The 23,281-nt window shown below is 52.4% G+C and carries 15 protein-coding genes; 9 read left to right on the top strand and 6 right to left on the bottom strand.

Annotated features, from left to right (window positions below; genetic code table 11):
• Positions 1–139 precede the first annotated feature (139 nt).
• From glgB to glgP, 5 genes are all read left to right on the top strand, one after another.
• Positions 140–2,326 (top strand): 1,4-alpha-glucan branching enzyme, encoded by a 2,187-nt coding sequence (glgB, locus tag M977_RS09605; protein ID WP_064514382.1) that lies wholly within the window; start codon positions 140–142, stop codon positions 2,324–2,326.
• Complete coding sequence (gene glgX / locus M977_RS09600) at positions 2,323–4,305, top strand: glycogen debranching protein GlgX (RefSeq protein WP_064514380.1); 1,983 nt, start codon at positions 2,323–2,325, stop codon at positions 4,303–4,305. The genes glgB and glgX overlap by 4 nt, the downstream gene beginning before the upstream one ends.
• 14 nt (positions 4,306–4,319) lie before the next feature.
• Complete coding sequence (gene glgC, locus M977_RS09595) at positions 4,320–5,603, top strand: glucose-1-phosphate adenylyltransferase (protein WP_064514378.1); 1,284 nt, start codon at positions 4,320–4,322, stop codon at positions 5,601–5,603.
• 112 nt (positions 5,604–5,715) lie between these two features.
• Entirely contained in the window at positions 5,716–7,149 is a 1,434-nt protein-coding gene (glgA, locus tag M977_RS09590; protein ID WP_064514375.1) for a glycogen synthase GlgA, read from the top strand.
• A gap of 22 nt (positions 7,150–7,171) precedes the next feature.
• Complete coding sequence (gene glgP / locus M977_RS09585) at positions 7,172–9,619, top strand: glycogen phosphorylase (RefSeq protein ID WP_064514373.1); 2,448 nt, start codon at positions 7,172–7,174, stop codon at positions 9,617–9,619.
• A gap of 53 nt (positions 9,620–9,672) precedes the next feature.
• On the opposite strand, the gene M977_RS09580 is transcribed toward glgP, so the two are convergent.
• From M977_RS09580 to glpE, 3 genes are all read right to left on the bottom strand, one after another.
• On the bottom strand, positions 9,673–10,431 hold the full coding sequence (locus tag M977_RS09580) for a DeoR/GlpR family transcriptional regulator (RefSeq protein WP_064514371.1): 759 nt from the start codon (positions 10,429–10,431) through the stop codon (positions 9,673–9,675).
• Between the two features lie 22 nt (positions 10,432–10,453).
• Entirely contained in the window at positions 10,454–11,284 is an 831-nt protein-coding gene (gene glpG / locus M977_RS09575) for a rhomboid family intramembrane serine protease GlpG (protein ID WP_064514369.1), read from the bottom strand.
• Positions 11,285–11,349: 65 nt separating this feature from the next.
• Positions 11,350–11,679, bottom strand: a complete 330-nt coding sequence (gene glpE / locus M977_RS09570; protein WP_064514524.1) for a thiosulfate sulfurtransferase GlpE — start codon at positions 11,677–11,679, stop codon at positions 11,350–11,352.
• A gap of 194 nt (positions 11,680–11,873) precedes the next feature.
• On the opposite strand from glpE, the gene glpD reads away from it, so the two are divergent.
• Positions 11,874–13,382 (top strand): glycerol-3-phosphate dehydrogenase, encoded by a 1,509-nt coding sequence (glpD, locus tag M977_RS09565; RefSeq protein ID WP_064514367.1) that lies wholly within the window; start codon positions 11,874–11,876, stop codon positions 13,380–13,382.
• Between the two features lie 99 nt (positions 13,383–13,481).
• On the opposite strand, the gene malT is transcribed toward glpD, so the two are convergent.
• A complete protein-coding gene (gene malT / locus M977_RS09560) occupies positions 13,482–16,190 on the bottom strand; it encodes an HTH-type transcriptional regulator MalT (RefSeq protein WP_064514365.1) in 2,709 nt (902 codons plus the stop codon).
• A 376-nt stretch (positions 16,191–16,566) separates the two neighbouring features.
• Between malT and malP the strand changes: the two genes are divergently transcribed.
• The gene (gene malP, locus M977_RS09555) at positions 16,567–18,969 is read left to right on the top strand and encodes a maltodextrin phosphorylase (RefSeq protein ID WP_064514363.1); all 2,403 of its coding nucleotides are present in this window, start codon (positions 16,567–16,569) and stop codon (positions 18,967–18,969) included.
• 8 nt (positions 18,970–18,977) lie between these two features.
• The gene (malQ, locus tag M977_RS09550) at positions 18,978–21,059 is read left to right on the top strand and encodes a 4-alpha-glucanotransferase (protein WP_064514361.1); all 2,082 of its coding nucleotides are present in this window, start codon (positions 18,978–18,980) and stop codon (positions 21,057–21,059) included.
• A gap of 75 nt (positions 21,060–21,134) precedes the next feature.
• Here malQ and nfuA read toward each other — a convergent pair whose 3' ends face one another.
• Entirely contained in the window at positions 21,135–21,710 is a 576-nt protein-coding gene (gene nfuA, locus M977_RS09545; RefSeq protein ID WP_064514359.1) for a Fe-S biogenesis protein NfuA, read from the bottom strand.
• A gap of 58 nt (positions 21,711–21,768) precedes the next feature.
• Positions 21,769–22,452: a DNA utilization protein GntX gene (gntX, locus tag M977_RS09540; RefSeq protein WP_064514357.1), complete on the bottom strand. Its 684-nt coding sequence runs from the start codon at positions 22,450–22,452 to the stop codon at positions 21,769–21,771.
• 38 nt (positions 22,453–22,490) lie between these two features.
• Here gntX and bioH point away from each other — a divergent pair, with 38 nt between their 5' ends.
• The gene (bioH, locus tag M977_RS09535; RefSeq protein WP_064514354.1) at positions 22,491–23,264 is read left to right on the top strand and encodes a pimeloyl-ACP methyl ester esterase BioH; all 774 of its coding nucleotides are present in this window, start codon (positions 22,491–22,493) and stop codon (positions 23,262–23,264) included.
• Positions 23,265–23,281 lie beyond the last annotated feature (17 nt).

The following is a 23,281-nucleotide window of genomic DNA, read 5'->3' as shown; positions in this document are numbered from 1 at the left end:
TGAAAAACTGTCTTGATGGGTTGTTGGGCGGAGCAGCTTACAGGAGTTCCATTTACGCTGCCTGTTGGGTCAATGATAACTTTCACCTGAGCGTGTAAGCGTAGCGCCGGGATGAAACATAAAAAACAGGACGAATTCCATGTCTGTTCATCCAGAGAAAGACGTGATAAATGCGCTAATTGCGGGTCATTTTGCTGATCCTTTTTCGCTGCTGGGAATGCATAAAACTGAAGCCGGGCTGGAAGTTCGTGCCCTGTTACCGAACGCGACAGAAGTGTGGATTATCGACCCGAAGACCGGTGGGAAGGTCGGTAAGTTAGAATGTATTGATTCGCGCGGTTTCTTTTGCGGGGTAATCCCCCGTCGTAAAAATATCTTTCGTTACCAATTGGCTGTCGTCTGGCATGGCCATGAAAACCTGATTGATGACCCATATCGCTTTGGCCCGCTAATTCAGGAGATGGATAGCTGGCTTTTGTCCGAAGGCACGCATTTACGCCCCTATGAAACGCTCGGCGCGCACGCCGACACAATGGATGGCGTTACCGGTACTCGTTTCTCCGTTTGGGCACCTAATGCCCGCCGTGTCTCAGTTGTTGGTCAGTTCAACTATTGGGATGGCCGTCGCCATCCTATGCGTTTGCGCCGTGAAAGCGGTATCTGGGAGCTGTTTATTCCTGGCGCTCACCCTGGGCAGTTATATAAATTCGAGCTTATCGACACCGAAGGGCATCTGCGCCTGAAGGCTGATCCGTATGCGTTTGAGTCGCAAATGCGCCCGGAAACGGCGTCGCTGATTTGTGGCCTGCCTGAAAAAACTACGCTGAGTCCTGCGCGTCAACGCGCCAACGGATTTGACCAGCCGATTTCAATTTACGAAGTGCATCTCGGTTCCTGGCGTCGCCATGCCGACAATAATTTCTGGCTCAGTTACCGCGAACTGGCAGATCAACTGGTACCGTACGTCAAAGAGATGGGCTTTACTCACCTCGAACTGCTGCCGATTAATGAGCATCCGTTCGATGGCAGTTGGGGCTACCAACCACAAGGGATGTATGCGCCGACACGCCGCTTCGGCACGCGCGACGATTTCCGCTATTTCATTAATGCCGCACATGCTGCGGGCCTGAATGTGCTGCTGGACTGGGTTCCAGGCCATTTTCCGACGGACGATGCTGGCCTTGCGAAATTTGATGGCACCTCGCTGTATGAACACGGCGACCCGCGCGAGGGTTATCACCAGGACTGGAACACGCTGATTTATAACTATGGGCGGCGTGAAGTCAGTAACTATCTGGTCGGTAACGGACTGTACTGGATTGAGCGCTTCGGCATTGACGGCCTGCGCGTCGATGCGGTGGCGTCAATGATTTATCGTGATTACAGCCGCCAGCCAGGCGAGTGGATCCCCAACGATAAAGGCGGGCGCGAAAACCTCGAAGCTATCGAGTTCCTGCGTAATACCAACCGTATTATCGGCGAGCAAACGCCAGGTGCGGTGACGATGGCGGAAGAGTCGACCGACTTTGCAGGCGTTTCGCGCCCGGCTTCAATGGGCGGCTTAGGTTTCTGGTTTAAATGGAACCTCGGCTGGATGCACGACACGCTCGATTACATGAAACTCGACCCGGTGCATCGCCAATTCCATCACGACAAAATGACTTTCGGCATGCTGTACAACAGCACCGAAAACTTCGTACTGCCTTTGTCGCACGATGAAGTGGTCCACGGTAAAAAATCCATTCTTGACCGTATGCCGGGTGATGCCTGGCAGAAATTTGCCAATCTGCGTGCTTACTACGGCTGGATGTGGGCATTCCCAGGCAAGAAGTTGCTGTTTATGGGCAACGAATTTGCCCAGGGTCGCGAATGGAACCACGACAGCAGCCTCGACTGGCATTTGCTGGAAGGGGGCGACAACTGGCACCACGGTGTGAAACGCCTGGTCCGCGATTTGAACCATACTTACCGTCACCACGCTGCGATGCACGAGCTGGATTTTGACAGCTACGGCTTTGAATGGCTGGTGGTCGAAGACAACGTTAATTCGGTGTTTATCTTTGTGCGCCGCGACTCGAAGGGCAATGAAATCATTGTTGCCAGTAACTTCACTCCGGTGCCGCGCTACAACTATCGCTTTGGTATCAACCAGCCGGGGCGTTGGCGCGAGGAGCTGAACACGGACTCAATGCATTATCACGGCAGTAATGCAGGGAACAGTGGCGCGGTACATAGCGACGAGATCCCAAGCCACGGGCGTGACCATTCTCTGAGTCTGACATTGCCGCCGCTTTCGACTATCTGGTTGGTACGGGAGGCTGAATGACGCAACTGACTGCCGGGAACCCGGCTCCGTATGGTTCGTTTTTTGATGGCAAAGGTGTCAATTTCACGCTGTTTTCGGCTCATGCAGAAAAAGTCGAACTCTGCGTTTTTGACGAACACGGCCACGAGCGTCGTTATGACTTGCCGGTGCGCACAGGCGACATCTGGCATGGTTATTTGCCCGATGCTAAACCTGGCCTGAAATATGGCTATCGCGTCCATGGCCCGTGGGACCCGCAAAACGGGCACCGTTTTAACCCGGCAAAACTGCTGCTAGACCCTTGCGCTCGAGTGGTTGTTGGCGGTGTCGATAACCACCCTCATCTTCACGGTGGTTATGACGAGCCGAACCTGGAAGACAGCGGCCCACACATGGCGAAATGCGTGGTGGTGCGCGATAAGTTTGACTGGGAAGGCGACGAACACCCGCGTACCCCTTGGGGCGACACGGTTATTTACGAAGCGCATGTTCGTGGGTTGACGCTTCTGCACCCTGAAATACCCGAAGAGCTGCGTGGCACTTATGCCGCACTCGGCCATCCGGTGATGATTAACTATTTCAAACGCCTCGGGATCACGGCGCTTGAACTGATGCCGGTCGCGCATTTTGTCACAGAGCCACGCGTCGCCCATTTAGGTTTAAGCAACTATTGGGGCTATAACCCGCGTTCGTTTTACGCCGTCGAAGGCTACTACGCGGTGAATCATGACCCGCTGGCGGCTGCTAACGAGCTGCGTGGTGCGGTGAAAGCGCTGCACGAAGCGGGCATTGAGGTGATTCTCGACATCGTTCTTAACCACAGTGCGGAGCTTGATCGCGACGGCCCGACCCTCTCCCTAAGCGGAATCGACAACCGTAGCTATTATTGGTTAATGGATAACGGTGATTACCAGAACTGGACCGGTTGCGGTAATACGCTGAATCTGAGTACGCCAGGCGTGGTGGCGCAGGTGGTGGATTGCCTGCGTTATTGGGTCGACAGCTGCCATATTGACGGGTTCCGCTTCGATCTTGCCTCGATCATGGGGCGTACGCCAGTGTTCCGTCAGGATGCGCCGTTGTTTGAAGCCATCAAAAATGACCCGGTTTTGTCGCAGATAAAACTGATAGCTGAACCCTGGGATATTGGCGCGGGGGGTTATCAGGTCGGCAACTATCCACCGTTATTTGCGGAGTGGAACGATCATTTTCGTGATGGCATGCGCCGTTTCTGGCTGCGACAAGATTTATCGGTGGGAGGATTCGCTTGCCGCTTTGCCGGTTCAAGCGATGTCTATCGACATGGGGATCGCCTCCCTTCGACCAGCATCAATTTAATCACGGCTCACGACGGTTTTACGCTGCGCGATTGTGTCAGCTTCAATCAAAAACATAATGAAGCGAACGGTGAAGACAACCGTGATGGCACCAACAATAACTACAGCAATAACTATGGCTTCGAAGGGCTGGAAGCTTCACTGAATATTAAGGAAAGACGGCGCGACAGCGTTCACGCCTTGCTGACGTTGTTGCTGCTTTCTCAGGGTACGCCGATGCTTTTGGCCGGTGATGAACACGGTCACAGTCAGCATGGTAATAACAATGCTTATTGCCAGGATAACCAACTGACATGGCTTGACTGGGAAAACTGCAACGATGGCTTAACCACTTTTACCGCGGCATTGATTCATCTACGCAAGACGATTCCAGCACTTACCCGGAATGTCTGGTGGGAGGAAGGCGATGGCAATGTGCGCTGGTGGAATAAAGAGGCTCAACCTCTGAATGCTGACGAGTGGGAGAACGGGGTTCATCGGTTACAAATCCAACTCTCAGACCGTTGGCTAATAACGATTAACGCTACCGAAGAAGTGGCTGACATCGTTCTACCCGAAGGGGAATGGCGTGCTATTCCTCCGTTTGCCGGCGAAGACAACCCGGTGGTAATGGCTGTATGGCATGGTCCCGCGCACGGAGTATGCGTTTTCCAGAAATCATAAAAAAGGAGTCAGTCATGGTTAGGCTTGATAAGAACGATCCTCTGATGTTGGCAAGACAACTGCCAAATAAATCTGTAGCCCTGATTCTGGCTGGTGGGCGCGGTACCCGATTGAAAGATTTGACCTCAACGCGCGCCAAGCCTGCTGTCCACTTTGGTGGCAAGTTCCGTATTATTGATTTTGCACTGTCGAATTGCATTAACTCAGGTATTCGCCGTATTGGCGTGATTACGCAATATCAGTCTCACACGTTGATACAGCATATTCAGCGCGGCTGGTCATTCTTCAGCGAAGAGATGAACGAGTTTGTCGATTTGCTCCCGGCGCAGCAACGTGTGCATGGTGAAAACTGGTATCGCGGCACCGCCGATGCCGTCACGCAGAACCTCGATATTATCCGCCGCTACAAAGCGGAGTATGTGGTTATCCTCGCGGGTGATCATATCTACAAGCAAGATTACTCGCGCATGTTGATTGACCATGTGGAAAAAGGTGCGCGTTGTACCGTGGCCTGTATGCCAGTTCCGATCCATGAAGCATCAGCATTTGGCGTGATGGCGGTTGATAACGAAGAGAAAATAATCGAGTTCGTTGAGAAACCAGCTAACCCACCGTCTATGCCTGGTGACGACAGTAAAGCTCTCGCCAGTATGGGTATCTACGTGTTCGATGCAGATTACCTCTACGAACTGCTGGAAGCTGACGATAAAGACGAATCCTCAAGCCATGATTTCGGGAAAGATATCATTCCGTACGTCATGAAATCCGGCTCGGCCTTCGCCCACCCATTCCCACTTTCTTGCGTGCAGTCAGACCCGGATGCCGAACCCTACTGGCGTGATGTGGGGACGCTTGAAGCCTACTGGAAAGCCAACCTCGACCTCGCTTCGGTAACGCCAGAGCTGGATATGTACGACCGGGATTGGCCAATCCGCACGCATATGGAACCGTTGCCTCCGGCGAAGTTTGTGCAAGACCGCTCGGGCAGCCACGGCATGACGCTGAACTCGTTGGTTTCTGGCGGCTGCATTATTTCCGGTTCGGTGGTGGTTCAGTCGGTGTTGTTCCCACGCGTGCGCGTTAACTCGTTTTGCAATATTGATTCGTCAGTATTACTGCCAGATGTCGTCGTCGGGCGTTCCTGCCGTTTGCGCCGTTGCATTATCGACCGCGCCTGTGTCATTCCTGAAGGGATGGTCGTCGGGGAAAACGCCGAAGAAGATGCACGCCGTTTCTATCGTTCTGAAGAAGGCATTGTGCTTGTCACCCGTGAAATGCTGGCCAAGCTGCCTGGTTAAGTTTTAAAGGATTGATCACCGTGCAGCAAGGGCTGCACGGTGAAGTTTTATCGTTTGGCGCTCCTGAAGTTTACTTGATGAGAGCGCTGCGACTTTCCATACGGGAGCGATAATGCAGGTCTTACATGTATGTTCTGAAATGTTTCCACTGCTGAAAACGGGTGGTCTGGCAGATGTGCTTGGCGCGTTACCGGCGGCACAAATTGCAGGCGGGGTGGAGACGCGAGTCCTGCTGCCTGCTTTCCCTGATATTCGTCGTGGCATTGTTGATGCACAGGTTGTTGCACACCGCGACACCTTCGCGGGTCATATGACTTTGTTATATGGCCACTTCAACGGCGTGGGGATTTACCTCATTGACGCTCCACATTTATACGAACGCCCCGGCAGCCCATATCACGATACCAATCAGTTCGCTTACACCGACAACGTGCTGCGTTTTGCATTGCTCGGTTGGGTCGGCGCTGAGATGGCATGTGGTCTGGACCCCTTCTGGCACCCGGATATTGTGCATGCGCATGACTGGCATGCGGGCCTGGTGCCAGCGTATCTCGAGGCTCGTGGTCGCCCGGCAAAGTCGGTATTTACCGTTCACAACCTGGCTTATCAGGGGCTGTTTTACGCCCATCATATGAATGAAATTGACCTGCCATGGTCGTTCTACAACATCAACGGTCTGGAGTTTAACGGTCAAATTTCGTACTTGAAAGCTGGCCTTTACTATGCTGATCATATTACGGCGGTCAGCCCGACATATGCCCGTGAGATAACCGAGCCGCAATTTGCTTACGGGATGGAAGGGCTGTTGCGCCAGCGCCACCGCGAGGGACGACTGTCCGGCATTCTTAACGGCGTGGATGAGAAAATTTGGGACCCGGCTCATGACTTGCTTCTGGCTTCTCGCTATACCCGCGACACGCTTGAGGAAAAGGCTGAGAACAAACGCCAACTGCAGGTGGCGATGGGACTTAAGGTTAACGATAAAGCGCCGCTGTTTGCAGTCGTTAGCCGTTTAACCAGCCAGAAAGGCCTGGATTTGGTGCTGGAAGCGTTGCCGGGGTTACTCGAGCAAGGTGGGCAACTGGCATTACTGGGCGCGGGTGATTCGGTGATGCAGGAAGGATTCCTTGCGGCGGCGGCAGAACATCCAGGGCAGGTGGGTGTCCAAATTGGTTATCACGAAGCTTTCTCGCACCGCATTATAGGCGGGGCAGATGTCATTCTGGTGCCAAGCCGTTTTGAACCTTGTGGTTTAACGCAATTGTATGGCCTGAAGTACGGCACATTGCCATTGGTGCGGCGTACAGGCGGGCTTGCAGATACCGTGTCTGACAGCTCGCTGGAAAACCTGGCTGACGGTATCGCCAGTGGATTCGTGTTTGAAGACAGTAATGCCTGGTCGCTGTTAAGAGCGATTAGACGTGCCTTCGTGTTGTGGTCTCGCCCTTCGCTGTGGCGATTTGTTCAACGTCAGGCAATGGGCATGGATTTTAGCTGGCAGGTAGCGGCGCATTCCTACCGCGATCTGTACCAACGTTTGCTGTAGCCATCCACCAGGAATCACTGATATGAACGCACCCTTTTCCTATGCTTCACCAACGCTCAGTATTGAGGCTCTAAAGCACTCAATCGCCTATAAACTGATGTTTACGGTGGGCAAAGACCCTGCCATTGCGAACAAACATGAGTGGCTAAACGCCACGTTGTTTGCGGTTCGTGACAGGTTGGTAGAGCGCTGGCTGCGCTCTAACCGTGCTCAGCTATCCCAGGAAGTTCGCCAGGTTTACTATCTGTCGATGGAGTTTTTGATTGGCCGCACGCTCTCCAACGCACTGCTGTCATTGGGTATTTATGATGACGTCAAAAATGCGCTGGAAGAAATGGGGCTGGATCTTGAAGAGTTGATTGACGAAGAGAACGACCCCGGCCTCGGCAATGGCGGGCTCGGTCGTCTCGCCGCCTGTTTCCTCGATTCATTAGCAACACTGGGCTTGCCTGGCCGTGGTTACGGCATTCGCTACGATTACGGTATGTTTAAACAAAATATCGTTGATGGCCGCCAGAAAGAGTCGCCGGATTACTGGCTCGAGTACGGTAACCCGTGGGAGTTCAAGCGCCACAACACACGCTACAAAGTGCGCTTTGGTGGGCGCGTGCAGCTTGAAGCCAAAAAATTCCGTTGGGTAGAAACTGAAGAAATTCTTGCGGTCGCGTATGACCAGATAATCCCTGGCTACGATACCGATGCAACAAACACGCTGCGTTTGTGGAATGCGCAAGCCAGTAGCGAAATCAATCTGGGTAAGTTTAACCAGGGCGATTATTTCGCAGCGGTAGAAGATAAAAACCATTCGGAAAACGTGTCGCGCGTGCTCTACCCGGATGACTCGACCTATTCAGGCCGCGAACTGCGTCTGCGTCAGGAGTATTTCCTGGTGTCGTCAACGGTGCAGGACATTCTCAGCCGTCATTTCCAGCTCCATAAAACCTATGACAATCTGGCGGATAAAATCGCCATTCACCTCAACGACACACATCCGGTATTAGCGATTCCTGAGTTGATGCGTTTGTTAATCGACGAGCATAAGTTCAGCTGGGAAGATGCGTTTGAAGTTTGCTGCCAGGCATTCTCCTATACCAACCACACGCTAATGAGCGAGGCGCTGGAAACCTGGCCGGTAGATATGCTGGGCAAAATTCTGCCGCGCCATTTGCAGATAATCTTCGAGATTAACGACTACTTCCTGAAAACTTTGCAGGAGCAGCATCCAAACGATACCGCTCTGCTGGGGCGCACTTCGATTATTGATGAATCTAATGGCCGTAAAGTGCGTATGGCATGGCTTGCAGTGGTAGTAAGTCACAAAGTGAATGGCGTTTCTGAACTGCACTCCAACCTGATGGTTCAGTCGTTATTTGCTGATTTTGCTGCCATCTTCCCGATGCGTTTTTGTAATAAAACCAATGGCGTGACCCCGCGCCGCTGGCTGGCACTGGCTAACCCGCCGCTGTCGGAAGTGCTGGATGAAAATATTGGCCGCACCTGGCGCACCGATCTGAGCCAGTTGAACGATCTGAAGCAGCATATTGATTACCCGACGGTGCATCAGGATGTTCGCAAGGCGAAACTGGCCAACAAGAAGCGCCTGGCAAGTTACATCGGCCAGCAGCTCAATGTGGTAGTGAACCCGAACGCGTTATTTGATGTGCAAATCAAACGTATTCACGAGTACAAACGCCAGCTGATGAACGTCCTGCATGTGATTACGCGCTATAACCGGATTAAGGCCGACCCGACAGCCGACTGGGTGCCGCGCGTGAATATCTTCGCCGGTAAAGCGGCATCGGCGTATTACATGGCAAAACATATCATTCATCTCATCAATGATGTGGCGACGGTGATCAACAACGATCCGGTGGTGAAAGATCGCCTGAAAGTGGTGTTTATCCCGAACTACAGCGTGAGCCTTGCACAGATCATTATCCCGGCGGCGGATCTCTCCGAGCAGATCTCTCTGGCGGGAACCGAGGCATCCGGCACCAGTAATATGAAGTTTGGCCTGAACGGCGCGCTGACCATCGGCACGCTGGATGGGGCAAACGTCGAAATGCTGGAGCATGTGGGGGCGGATAATATCTTTATCTTTGGTAATACGGCGGAAGAGGTTGAAACGCTACGGCGTAAAGGCTATCAGCCGCGCGAATATTATGAAAAAGATGAAGAACTGCACCAGGTGCTGACGCAAATCGGCACGGGCACATTTAGTCCTGGCGAACCGACGCGCTACCGCGACCTGCTGGACTCACTGATTAACTTTGGTGACCACTATCAGGTGCTGGCAGATTACCGCAGCTATGTGGATTGCCAGGATAGGGTAGATGAGCTGTATCGCCAGCCGGAAGAGTGGACGATCCGCACGATGCACAATATTGCCAACATGGGGTATTTCTCATCCGACAGGACGATTCAGGAATACGCCGATGAGATTTGGCATATTAAGCCGGTGAGATTGTAATTATTCCCCTCACCCTCAGGGAGAGGGTGAGGGTTGTTCCACGCAAAACAATCTCAGCATAACTCCAGTTGCACATTGTTCTCAGCAATCACCTGCATCACGCCTGCGGGCGGCATCACATCGGTGTAAACCGCATCAACCAGGCCAATACTACCCAGATTCACCATCGCATTACGGCCGAATTTAGAGTGATCGACAACCAGCATCACGCAGCGAGAGTTTTCAATGATGGCGCGTTTGGTGCGAACTTCGTGGTAATCAAACTCCAGCAGCGAACCGTCACCGTCGATGCCACTAATCCCCAGAATACCGAAATCCAGCCTGAACTGAGAGATAAAATCGAGCGTCGCTTCCCCGATAATTCCACCATCACGGCTGCGTAATTCGCCCCCGGCGAGAATAATGCGGAAGTCCTCTTTAACCTTCAGCGTGTTCGCCACGTTCAGGTTATTGGTGACTATGCGCAAATTGCTGTGATTCAACAACGCATGCGCGACGGCTTCCGGCGTGGTGCCGATATCAATAAACAGCGTGGCACCGTTAGGGATCTGACTGGCGACCTTCTGGGCGATACGCTCTTTTTCCGCTGTCTGAGTCGCTTTACGGTCATGCCACGGCGTATTCACAGAACTTGAAGGTAATGCCGCGCCGCCGTGGTGACGCATGATCAGGTTCTGGTCAGCCAGATCGTTGAGATCGCGGCGAATAGTTTGTGGGCTTACCGCAAACTGCTCAACCAGCTCTTCCGTGCTGACATAGCCTTGTTTTTTAACCAGTTCGACAATCGCATCATGACGTTGTGTTTGCTTCACGCTGTTTTATTCTCCTGAAATGCTATGTTCGTTTTCGCGCATGCAAAGTATCAACCAGCGCCATCGCCAGGCCAACCACCAGACCGGTAATATGCGCGGCGTTGGCGATCGACATTCCTAAAACATCGAAAAATCCTATCACAATCCACAAAACTGCAAAGCCTAACAGGCCGCGCTGCATATAGATGCCGCTGTCAGGGTCACGTTCGCCACGCAGCCAGACATAACCCATCAACGCGTATACCACGCCGGATAAGCCACCAAACAGCGGGCCGCCGAATTTCGCCTGCACGAAACCGCTAAGCAGCGCTGAAATGAGCGTTAACGTAATGAGTTTACCGCTGCCGAGGCGCTTTTCTACCGGGCCGCCGAGATACCACCACCACAGCAAGTTAAACGCGATATGCATAATAGAAAAGTGCATCAAAGCATGGCTAAAGTAGCGCCACAATTCATAGTGCAAACTGTCTTTGTACGGCCACGCTAACCAGACCATAACCGCACGGTCGCCCATCACTTGCATCATCAGGTAGACCAGCACACAGGCGGCCATGATCACCATTGTGAAGGGGCCAGCTTTTTGCGTAATCGTAGCGAGGAACGGATAGCGTTGATACTGCAAGCCGCTGCCAGTGTGGCCGGTATTCCAGCTTGCGGCCAGATAACGTGAATCACCAGGATTGGCGAGGAATTGTTCAAGCTCAGCACGAACGCGCGACTCCTGGCTGTCATTAGCCAACCAGATATCGCTTTGTTCATGCCGTTGAATCGTGAGGATAATCCCCTGCGTCGCCATATAGTCGACAAATGCCTGCGCGACTCGCGGGTTGGCAAACGAGGTAATCATGATCATAAGGTTTCAACCAAATCCGTACAAAAGAAATGAGTATACCCGCAACGCCGGCATTTCCTGACGAATTAAGACGCGCCGTGTGCGACTTCTGACGGGAAATGGCGATGCCATGCGTCAAAACCACCGTCGACGCTATACACCTGATCGTAACCTTGTTGCAGCAGATACTGCGCCGCACCTTTACTGCTGTTGCCGTGATAGCACATCACCATGACAGGGGTTTCAAAATCGGTTTGCTGCATAAAAGCGACAAGGCGGTCGTTAGTCAGATGGAACGCGCCCGGCGTATGGCCCATCGCAAAGCTTTGTGGATCGCGGATATCCACTAACACAGCGTGTTTTTGCTGCAACTTCTGGTGCGCTTCTTCCACACCAATACACTCAAAAGTTTCCATGGTTTTGCTCGTCATTTTATTGAATTGCCTTGCGCTATATTAAGGGAATCTCCCCTCTGGCCGCTGATATTAACGTCATTATGTTATCCATATCACGCAGTAATGTTTTTTTTTCGTTACAAACCGCGCGTACTCTTGCTAGTATGAGCGATAACGAACATATTTGAACTTTAACGAAAGCGTGTGAGGGCAACATGGAAACTAAAGATCTGATTGTGATTGGCGGAGGAATTAACGGGGCTGGTATCGCCGCTGACGCCGCAGGCCGTGGTTTATCCGTGTTGATGCTTGAAGCGCAGGATCTGGCCAGTGCCACATCATCGAATAGCTCGAAATTGATTCATGGTGGCCTGCGCTACCTGGAGCATTATGAGTTTCGCCTAGTGAGTGAAGCATTAGCCGAGCGCGAAGTGCTGCTCAATATGGCACCGCATATTGCCTTCCCGATGCGCTTTCGTTTGCCACATCGCCCGCATCTGCGCCCGGCGTGGATGATTCGAATTGGCCTGTTTATGTACGACCATTTAGGTAAACGTACCAGTTTACCTGCGTCCACCAGTTTGCGTTTTGGCGCAGATTCTGTCCTGAAACCTAATATTGTGCGCGGTTTCGAATATTCTGACTGTTGGGTAGACGATGCCCGCCTGGTGTTAGCGAACGCGCAGATGGTGACGCGTGAAGGTGGCGAAGTGAAAACCCGCACCCGTGCCACTAGTGCTCGCCGTGAAAACGGCCACTGGATTGTCGAAGCGCAGGACATTGATACTGGCGAAACCTTTACCTGGCGCGCTCGTGGCTTGGTGAATGCTACCGGCCCTTGGGTGAAGAACTTCTTTGACGATGGCCTCCAGTTGCCTTCGCCATATGGCATCCGCCTAATCAAAGGCAGCCATATCGTCGTGCCACGCGTGCACAACCAGAAGCAGGCTTACATTCTGCAAAACGAAGATAAGCGCATTGTGTTTGTGATCCCGTGGATGGATGAGTTTTCGATTATTGGCACCACCGATGTTGAATATAAGGGCGACCCGAAAGATGTTCACATCGATGACAATGAAATTAATTACCTGCTGAATGCGTATAACGCGCACTTTAAAAAGACACTGAGCCGCGAGGACATTGTCTGGACATACTCTGGCGTGCGACCGCTGTGTGATGATGAGTCTGATTCACCGCAAGCTATTACGCGTGACTACACGCTTGATATTCATGACGAGCAGGGTAAAGCCCCACTGTTGTCTGTGTTTGGCGGTAAGCTCACCACGTATCGTAAACTTGCGGAACACGCGCTGGAGAAGCTGAAAGGTTATTACCCGAAAATGGGGCCTGCATGGACCAAAGGCTGCACATTGCCGGGTGGCGATATCAATGGTGACCGTGATGATTACGCCGCGCAGTTGCGCCGCCGTTACCCGTTCCTGACCGAAAGCCTGGCACGCCGTTACTCACGTACTTACGGTAGCAACAGTGATTTGATTCTGGGCAGAGCTACCAGCATCAGTGATTTAGGTGAAGATTTCGGGCATGAGTTTTATGAGGCCGAATTGCGTTACTTGGTTGAGCATGAGTGGGTGCGTGGCGTTGATGATGCCATCTGGCGTCGTACCAAATTGGGTATGTGGTTAAGCGAAGAACAACAGGCGCGAGTGGCACAGTGGCTGGGAAAGAGGGGCGCTAAGGCGAAGTTATCGCTGGCGTCTTAAAACTAGCGGTGGATGACGCTTGCGTTTATCCACCCTACAACCACCTTTCCCATAGTGCGGATAAGCATTAGCTTCATCTGCTAGTTTTATTTCAGAAAGTTAAACCCCGTAACCCATCATCTTCAATAACTTCTGCGCATGCTGCACCGCATCCTGGCGGTGCGCGACACCCAGTTTCTGATACAAATTACGAATGTGCGTTTTAATCGTCGTGGCCGCAACATCCAGCTCGCCGGCGATTTGCTCATTGCTGTAGCCTGAATAAATCAACCCTAAAACCTGCCATTCGCGCTGAGTCAGTGGACTGGTACGAATAAGCTCCGGCACTTCAGGGTGCGTAAGTAAACGGTTAACAAAGTTCTCATCAAAATGGGCGAACTTATGGCGGTGATGCTGGTTAATTTCACGCAAAATGCGCTGCGCGCGGTGTTGATCCAGCTCAGGCAGTGTGTTGAGTTGAATTAACTGGCGCAACTGCTGCGCCATGGCTTCGCCTTCAATCACAAAATGGCTGATAAACCCGGTGCGGTTAGCCAGCGCCAGCGCTTCGAGCAACACACGTTGTGCATCGCTTTTACGCCCGGCCTGCCAGTAAAGCTGGTTTAGCAGTAACAGGTTGCGGTTAAGGTCGCTCATCAGGCGCAGACTGCGCGCATTTTCGTTTAACTCTTCGAGCACCATTTCGGCGGGTTCGAATTCACTCAGCAAAATTTGCGCGCGAGCGATGTTACGCCACTGGCTTTGCAGGAAATGGTTGTTGGCGAATTCTGGTTTCGGCGTCAGGCGTAGCCAATTGGCAGCAGATTTTTTATCGCCCGTCATTTGCCAGTAAATCACCCGCACTTTGTCGGCGTTGGAAACCCAGTCGCTATGGAACGCACCATTGCCCAGCAAGTTTTCAAGTCGGTTCAGGTGATTACGCGCATTGTCCAGGTCGCCTCGTGCCAATGAACATTGCACTAACAACGCCATGCACTGTAATTGCTGTTGTGGCTGATAGCCTGAAAGCACTTCCAGACCCATGCGTGTGGTTGCTTCAGCTTCATCCAGGCGCGACCACGCCCAAAGCAATTGCGCGCGAATACGCAATAAAAACTCATGCAGTGGGAGCTGCTCAAGATGCTGCTCTTCAATAAGCGCAAAGGCTTTCTCTTGCGATTCCCAGGCAGACTGAAGGAAGCCTTGTGCCAGTAAGATTTCGCTCTGCTGACATAAGCCCCATAACGCGTAGTGCCACATATCGTGGCGGCGTGCCATTTGTTCAGTTTGCTGCATTACCGACAGCGATTTGGTCAGCTCGCCTTTGCAGTGCAGCACTTCGCCGTGAACTGAAGTTGCGACAATGCGGCTGTAGAAACTAGCCAGCGGCAGCATGTCGAGAGCAATCATTGCGAGGCGTTCTGCTTCTTCAGGGTTGCCGTCATTAATGGCAACCTGGGCGCGCAAGGCATTAAATTCGCCGTGCATGACATCATCCATCACGACATTCATTTCTTGTTCAGCACGCGCCAGAAGAGTGTTCACTTCGCTGTAGCGATGTTGGCTTTGCATCAGCCACGCCTGAAGCAAAACAAGTTTTGGGTTTTCCAGCAGGCTTTCCCACGGTAGTGCTTTTAACGACTCTTCCAGCAATGTGAGTTCGCTGTGATTAAACAGTGCCCAGGCATGATGCAGCAAGATGTCGCGCAGCAGGGTGGCGTCGCCTGCGGCAAGGGCATGGTGAATAGCTTCGCTTGGGAAACCCTGCGCCATCCAGCTTTCTGCGGCGGCGCGATGAATATCCGGAAGTTCTGTCGCCAGTTCCCACTGGCAACGCTGGCGCAGGAAATTGCCAAACAGCGGATGGAAACGGAACCATTCGCCGCTGTCATCCATGCGTTGGATAAACAGTCCTTGCCGCTCAGTCTCTTCAAGGCGCATCTGGCCGTTTTCTTCGCCCGTGACGCGCACAATCAATGCATCGTTCATCGAACGCAGGACTGAGCTACGCAGCAGGAAGTTACGCGTTTGCGCATCGACATTATCCAGCACTTCATCGGCCAGATAGTCGGATAAGTGGCTGGCATTAATGCCCGAAAGACGACGCGCAGAGTGATGCGCCGATGAGTTGCTGTTTTGGCGTGCGGAAAGCGCAATTAATTGCAGCGCGGTTGCCCAGCCCGCAACATCATCACACAAGCTGTTGCTGTCGGTATGTTCGAGTGGAGAATTGAGCCGATGATCAAAGAATTGCTTCGCTTCCGGATGGGTAAACGCGAGTTGCTGGCTACCAATTTCAAGCAGTTGATCGCGCACGCGTAAATTGGCGATACCCAGCTGTGGCAAATTGCGCGACAACACGACCAGCGTCATATTTTCTGGCTGGTGGCGAATAAAAAAGCGCATAGCTTCATGAATTACAGGGTTAGTAATGAGATGGTAATCATCAATCACTAAAAATAGTGGGCGATGCCATTCCACCATTTCAATAAAGAGCTGTGCGAATAAAGCTGTCAGGCTTGAATATTGGCGTTTTTGCACCATCACTTCGCTGGTCACACAATGACCAGATGTTGCTTGTTGAATAGCCGCTATCAAATAGCTGGCGAATCGTTCTTGTTGGTTATCACCCTCATCCAGAGAGTACCAACCTAGCTCATTTTTCCCTGCCGCCCACTGAGAAATCAGTGTGGTTTTCCCATAACCCGCCGGGCTGGTTATTAGCGCCAGCCGATAGTTATTAGCTGTCGATAATTTCATCAACAGCCGGTCGCGGACCACTGTATTTTCCAGACGAACTGGACGACTTAATTTGGAGGGGATCAGCATGGTCAATCACTTCACTGTGTATGAGATATGCACGAATGCGATTTTTTTCACGCTTCGTAATTAATACTAACTACAAGGTCGACCAGATTAAGGCTTATTGCAAGATTGTTAAGGGTTTCAGACGTTGTAAGTTGCACTTTGTCACAAATCTACTGATTAGATGAATCCATTCGAGGCGTAGAGTTGGTCGAAGCAAAAATTCAGTGCTGGTGGGCATTCTGCCAGCAAGCACCTACCGTTAAGTGGCGGCGATCACATTTTTAGCTACTCCCCGCTACTCCTCCCTCCCTAATCCCCCTCAGGAGGAGGAATAAGCCCAGGCCACCCGGCACACTAACGGGTAATGAAATTAGAACATCACAGGACCCGAGCCCCTATGTCACAGACGACCTTCAATAAAGCACAATTTCAGGCTGCACTGACACGTCAGTGGCAGCGTTACGGACTTCACTCTGCTTCCGAAATGACCCAGCAACAATGGTGGCATGCGGTGAGTGGTGCGCTGGCCGAATTGCTGGCAGCGCAGCCTGTTGCGAAACCTGAGAAGCAGCAGCGCCACGTAAACTACATCTCGATGGAGTTTTTGATTGGTCGTCTGACGGGCAACAACTTGCTGAACCTTGGCTGGTATCAGGAAGTGGCGGATGTGCTGAAAGCGTTCGATATCAACCTGACTGATTTGCTGGAAGAAGAAACTGATCCGGCATTGGGCAACGGTGGTCTGGGACGCCTCGCGGCATGTTTCCTGGATTCCATGGCGACGGTGGGTCAGTCTGCGATTGGTTACGGTCTGAATTATCAGTACGGCCTGTTCCGTCAATCCTTCCAGGATGGACATCAGATGGAAGCGCCTGACGACTGGAAACGCGGCAGCTACCCGTGGTTCCAGCATAACGCAGCGCTCGATGTGCAAGTGGGCGTTGGCGGTAAAGTGATTAAAGACGGTAAAACCGTGCGTTGGGAACCGGCGTTCATCTTCCATGGCGAAGCCTGGGATCTGCCTGTTCTCGGCTACCGTAATGGCGTGGCGCAACCGCTGCGTTTGTGGCAGGCAAAACACGCTCATCCGTTTGACCTCACCAAATTCAACGACGGCGATTTCCTGAAAGCAGAACAGCAGGGCATCGACGCTGAAAAACTGACTAAAGTGCTTTACCCGAACGACAACCACCTGAACGGCAAGAAACTGCGCCTGATGCAGCAGTATTTCCAGTGCGCTTGTTCAGTGGGCGATATTTTACGTCGTCACCATCTGGCGGGTCGTAAGCTAAAAGAACTGGCTGATTACGAAGTGATTCAGCTGAACGACACCCACCCGACTATCGCGATTCCAGAGCTGCTGCGTGTGCTTATCGACGAGCACCAGATGAGCTGGGACGACGCATGGGCCATCACCAGCAGAACCTTCGCTTACACCAACCACACTTTGATGCCTGAAGCGCTGGAGTGCTGGGATGAGAAGCTGGTGAAAGCGCTGTTGCCGCGTCATATGCAGATTATCAATGAGATCAACGCTCGCTTTAAGAAGTTGGTTACTAAAACCTGGCCGGGCGACGAGGCTGTCTGGGCGAAACTGGCCGTTGTGCACGACAAACAAGTTCGCATGGCGAATATGTGTGTTGTCAGTGGCTTCGCCGTGAATGGCGTTGCGGCGCTACACTCCGATTTAGTGGTCAAAGATCTGTTCCCGGAATATCACCAGCTATGGCCGAACAAATTCCATAACGTCACCAACGGCATTACACCGCGCCGCTGGATCAAACAGTGCAACCCGGCGCTGGCAGCTCTGCTTGATAAGAAACTCAAGAAAGAGTGGGCCAACGATCTGGATGTGCTGGAAGGTCTGGAAAAATACGCCGATGACGCGAAATTCCGCAAAGAATACCGCGACATCAAATACCAGAACAAAGTGAAGCTGGCGGCATTTGTGAAAGCGCGTACTGGAATTGTGATAAGCCCGGATGCGTTGTTCGACGTACAAATCAAACGCCTGCACGAATACAAACGCCAGCACCTGAACCTGCTGCATATCCTGGCGCAGTACAAAGAAATTCGTGAGAACCCAACAGCCGCCCGCGTGCCGCGTGTGTATCTGTTTGGCGCGAAAGCGGCACCGGGTTACTACCTCGCCAAAAATATTATCTTCGCGATCAACAAAGTCGCCCACGCCATCAATAACGATCCGATCGTTGGCGATCAACTGAAAGTGGTATTCCTGCCTGACTACTGCGTTTCTGCGGCGGAAGTGATGATCCCGGCGGCGGATATTTCTGAACAAATATCTACCGCAGGTAAAGAAGCATCCGGTACCGGCAATATGAAACTGGCACTCAACGGTGCACTGACCGTTGGCACGCTGGATGGTGCGAACGTCGAAATTGCCGAGAAAGTGGGTGAGGAAAACATCTTTATCTTTGGCCACACCGTCGAAGAAGTGAAAGCGCTCAAAGCCAAAGGCTACGACCCGGTGAAATGGCGTAAGAAAGATAAAACGCTGGATGCGGTGCTCAAAGAGCTGGAGAAGGGCATTTATGCCGATGGCGATAAACATGCGTTCGACCAGATGCTGCACAGCATCGGTAAACAAGGCGGCGACCCGTATTTAGTGATGGCAGACTTCACCGCATACGCAGAAGCGCAAAAACTGGCGGATGCACTGTATCTCGACCAGGAAGCCTGGACGCGCGCCGCCATTCTTAACACGGCTCGTTGCGGCATGTTCAGCTCCGATCGCTCTATCCGTGATTATCAGCAACGCATCTGGCAGGCAAAACGCTAAGGGAACGCATGGACAGCAAACGTCTTGATAACGCCGCTCTTGAGGCGGGAATTAGCCCAAACTACATTAACGCCCATGGCAAACCGCAGGCTATTCCTGCGGATACCAAGCAGCGTTTGCTGGAAGCCATGAGCCGTACCACCACCTTGAAAAAGGTGGTGGTGACGCCAGTGGCAAATGTACTGGTGTTTACCTCTGGCACTCGCATGGCGACGGTGCTGGAAGGCAACGGTGATTACAGCTGGCAGTTAACGACCGAAGACGGTAAGCAGCATAAAGGCCATGCACTGGCAGGCAAAAAACTGACTCTGCCTGCCACGCTGGCGGAAGGCTACCACGAACTGACGGTCAGCCAGAATGAACACCACTGGCAGTGCCGCGTGATTGTTGCGCCAAAACGCTGCTATGAACCTGTAGCACTGATGCAGGATGAAAAACTGTGGGGCGCATGCGTGCAGCTCTACACCTTACGTTCCGCGCATAACTGGGGAATTGGCGATTTCGGTGATTTACAACGCATGCTGGTGGATGTCGCAAAACGGGGCGGGGCGTTTATCGGCCTGAACCCAATCCACGCGCTGTATCCAGCAAACCCGGAAAGCGCCAGCCCGTATAGCCCGTCTTCTCGCCGATGGTTGAATGTGATTTATATCGACGTGAATGCGGTCGATGATTTCTTGCTCAGTGATGAAGCGCAAGACTGGTGGAAAATGCCGGTCACGCAGCAAATGCTGAATGAAGCCCGTGATGCGCAATGGGTGGATTATTCCGCCGTGACCGTGCTGAAGATGGCCGCTCTGCGCATGGCGTGGAAGCAGTTTTCGCGGCGCGGTGCGCGTGATGAACAAGTAGTCGCATTCCAGAAGTTTGTGCAGGAAGGCGGTGATAGCCTCTATTACCAGGCCGCTTTCGATGCGCTGCACGCATACCAGGTTAAAGAAGATGAAATGCGTTGGGGCTGGCCGGTATGGCCGGAAGGTTTCCGCGACGCGCATAATCCTGAAGTAAAAGAGTTCTGCACCGAACACAGTGACGAAGTGAATTTCTATCTGTGGCTGCAATACCTGGCCTACGTTCAGTTCGATGCATGCTGGCAAACCAGCCAGGGCTTTAAAATGCCAATTGGCCTGTATCGCGACTTAGCGGTAGGTGTTGCCGAAGGCGGTTCTGAAACCTGGTGTGACCGCGAGCTTTACTGCCTGAAAGCCTCGGTGGGTGCCCCGCCGGATATTCTCGGTCCGCTCGGCCAGAACTGGGGTTTACCACCGATGGATCCGCATGTGATTACGGCGCGTGCCTATCAGCCATTTATCGAGCTGCTGCGCGCCAATATGACCAGCTGCGGTGCATTGCGTATTGACCACGTGATGTCGATGCTGCGTTTGTGGTGGATCCCTTACGGTGAAACCGCAGATAAAGGCGCATATGTGCATTACCCGGTCGACGATCTTCTGTCGATCCTCGCGCTGGAAAGTAAACGTCATAATTGCATGGTGATCGGTGAAGATCTGGGTACTGTGCCGGTTGAGATCGTCGGTAAGCTGCGCGACAGCGGGGTTTACTCGTATAAAGTGCTCTATTTCGAGCATGACGACGAAAAGCAGTTCCGCTCGCCAAAAGCGTGGCCGAAGCAGTCAATGGCGGTTGCTACGACTCACGATTTACCGACGCTGCGTGGTTACTGGGAAAGCGGTGATTTGACGCTGGGTAAAACGCTTGGGCTTTATCCTGACGACGAGATGTTGACTGAGTTGTATCAGGATCGTGAACGTGCGAAACAAGGTTTGCTGGATGGGCTGCATGAATATGGTTGCCTGCCAAAACGCGCCGGGCACAAGGCTTCAATGATGGCGATGACATCAACGCTTAATCGCGCAATGCAGCGTTACATCGCCGATAGCAACAGTGCGTTACTGGGCCTGCAGCCGGAGGATTGGTTGGGTATGGCGGAGCCGGTGAATATTCCAGGCACCAGCTATCAATATAAGAACTGGCGTCGCAAGTTATCGACTTCGCTTGAGGCGATATTCGCCGATAAAGAAGTGAATAAGTTGCTGAAGGATTTGGATAAGCGACGTAAGAAGAGATAAACAAAACCCCGCGATGCGGGGTTTTTTATTCGTATTTTGTAGGTCGGATTAGCGTAGCATCATCCGATACATCAATTAGTAGTACGAGTGCTCGCCGCGCTGGTGTTCGGTCAAATCGCGAACGCCTTTCAGTTCCGGGAACTCAGCCAGCAGCTGCTTTTCGATGCCTTCTTTCAGGGTCACGTCTACCATTGAACAGCCGTTACAACCGCCGCCAAATTGCAGAATCGCAAAACCTTCATCAGTGATTTCCATCAGCGTAACGCGACCGCCGTGGCCTGCCAGCTGTGGGTTTACCGTCGCTTGCAGCATGTATTCAACGCGCTCCATCAAAGGCGCATCACCGGAAACTTTACGCATTTTGGCGTTTGGCGCTTTCAGCGTCAGCTGTGAGCCAAGCTGGTCGGTGACGAAATCAATTTCAGCATCTTCAAGATAAGGTTTGCTCAGTTCATCGACATATGCGGTCAACTGCTCGAATTTGAGGGCAGTATCTGACGCTTCTACCGCATCCGGCGGACAGTAAGAAACCCCGCACTCCGCATTTGGAGTACCAGGATTAATGACGAATACGCGAATTTGCGTCCCTTCTTCCTGACCTGCCAGCAGTTTGGCAAAGTGGGATTGTGCTGTATCGGAAATACGGATCATAACGATTGCTCAATAGTTGACTATTTTAGTCGGTTATAATACGCCCATCATCGAGGGTCTACAAGGTTCGACAAAGGCACCACACCTGGATAGTCGCCGCGCCCTGCTTTTTCAGCATCCGCGCAATTTCCGCCACCGTACTGCCCGTCGTGACGACATCATCCACAATAATTATATGGCGCCCAGCCACTGGAAAATCAACCCTGAAAGCACCTTTAAGATTGTTGCGACGCATACGTGCGTTCAGTTGATGCTGCACCTGCGCAGCGCGGATCCGCAGCAACCCTCGCGGCATATAGTCACATTGCAGCCAGTGTGAAAGCTGTCTTGCCAACAGGTCGCTTTGATTAAAACCACGCCGCCAGGCACGACGCGAATACAATGGAACACTCACGATACAATCGGGTTTAGGCCACTGGCTAAAGCGTTTTGCTTGCAGTACACGCAACAGCATTAAACGCGCCAATGCCGGAGCCAGCGCGACAGTGGCGTTAAATTTAAACCGCTGAATAAGCTGACTTAGCGGTGGGCCATAATCCGTGACGAACAACAACGCATCCCATTCGGGTGGTTTTTGCAGGCAACGGCCGCAGGGCGATTTTGTATGTGTGGCAGGTAATCCACAGCGCGGACAGCAGGGCGGCGGAGCGGGTAATGCTTTAACGCAGCATGAACAAAGGCCCCAATGTGCGCAGGTGAGTGGCATCTGGCATAGCCAACATAGCCCTGGGATTGTTAGCATATTCGCTTCCTTGCAGATAAAAATGAGAACAGTAACTGATGAGCAAGCTTTGGTGGCAGACAAAAGGTGAAGGGAAAGATGATCTTGTGCTGCTGCACGGATGGGGGCTGAATGCGGAAGTGTGGCATTGCATTTGTGAGGAATTAAGCTCGCATTTTCGTCTTCATCTTGTCGACTTGCCAGGCTATGGCCGCAGCCAGGGCTTCGGGGCGCTCTCACTAGAGGAAATGGCTGATATCGTGTTGGCGCAGGCGCCAGAGCAGGCGATTTGGCTTGGCTGGAGTCTGGGTGGGCTGGTGGCAAGTCAGGTTGCATTAAGTCATCCGGAGCGTGTGAAAGGGCTGGTGACTATCGCGTCCTCGCCTTGTTTCACCGCGCAAGGTGACTGGCCGGGCATCAAGCCTGAAGTGCTGGCAGGTTTCCAGCAGCAATTGAGTGAAGATTTTCAGCGTACCGTTGAGCGCTTTTTGGCGCTCCAGACGCTGGGAACAGAAACCGCACGCCAGGACGCTCGCCGTTTGAAAGCGGTAGTGCTTGAGCAACCAATGCCGGGTGTTGAGGTGTTAAACGGTGGGCTGGAAATTCTCAAGACTGCAGATTTACGCGAGCCTTTGCGCCAGCTTACGGTACCGTTCTTGCGTTTATACGGTTATCTGGATGGGCTGGTGCCGCGTAAAATCGCGGGTTTGTTAGATGAACAGTGGCCGCAAAGCGAAGCAGTGATTTTCCAGAAAGCGGCTCATGCGCCATTTATTTCGCATCCACAGGATGTGTGCCTGGCACTTGAGGCGTTTCAAAAGCAGCTTGGTTAATGTCGGATGTCGGTTCG

The sequence above is a fragment of the Buttiauxella gaviniae ATCC 51604 genome (assembly GCF_001654835.1).
GTDB classification, from domain to species: domain Bacteria; phylum Pseudomonadota; class Gammaproteobacteria; order Enterobacterales; family Enterobacteriaceae; genus Buttiauxella; species Buttiauxella gaviniae.
This window is presented reverse-complemented; position numbering and strand designations above follow the sequence as displayed.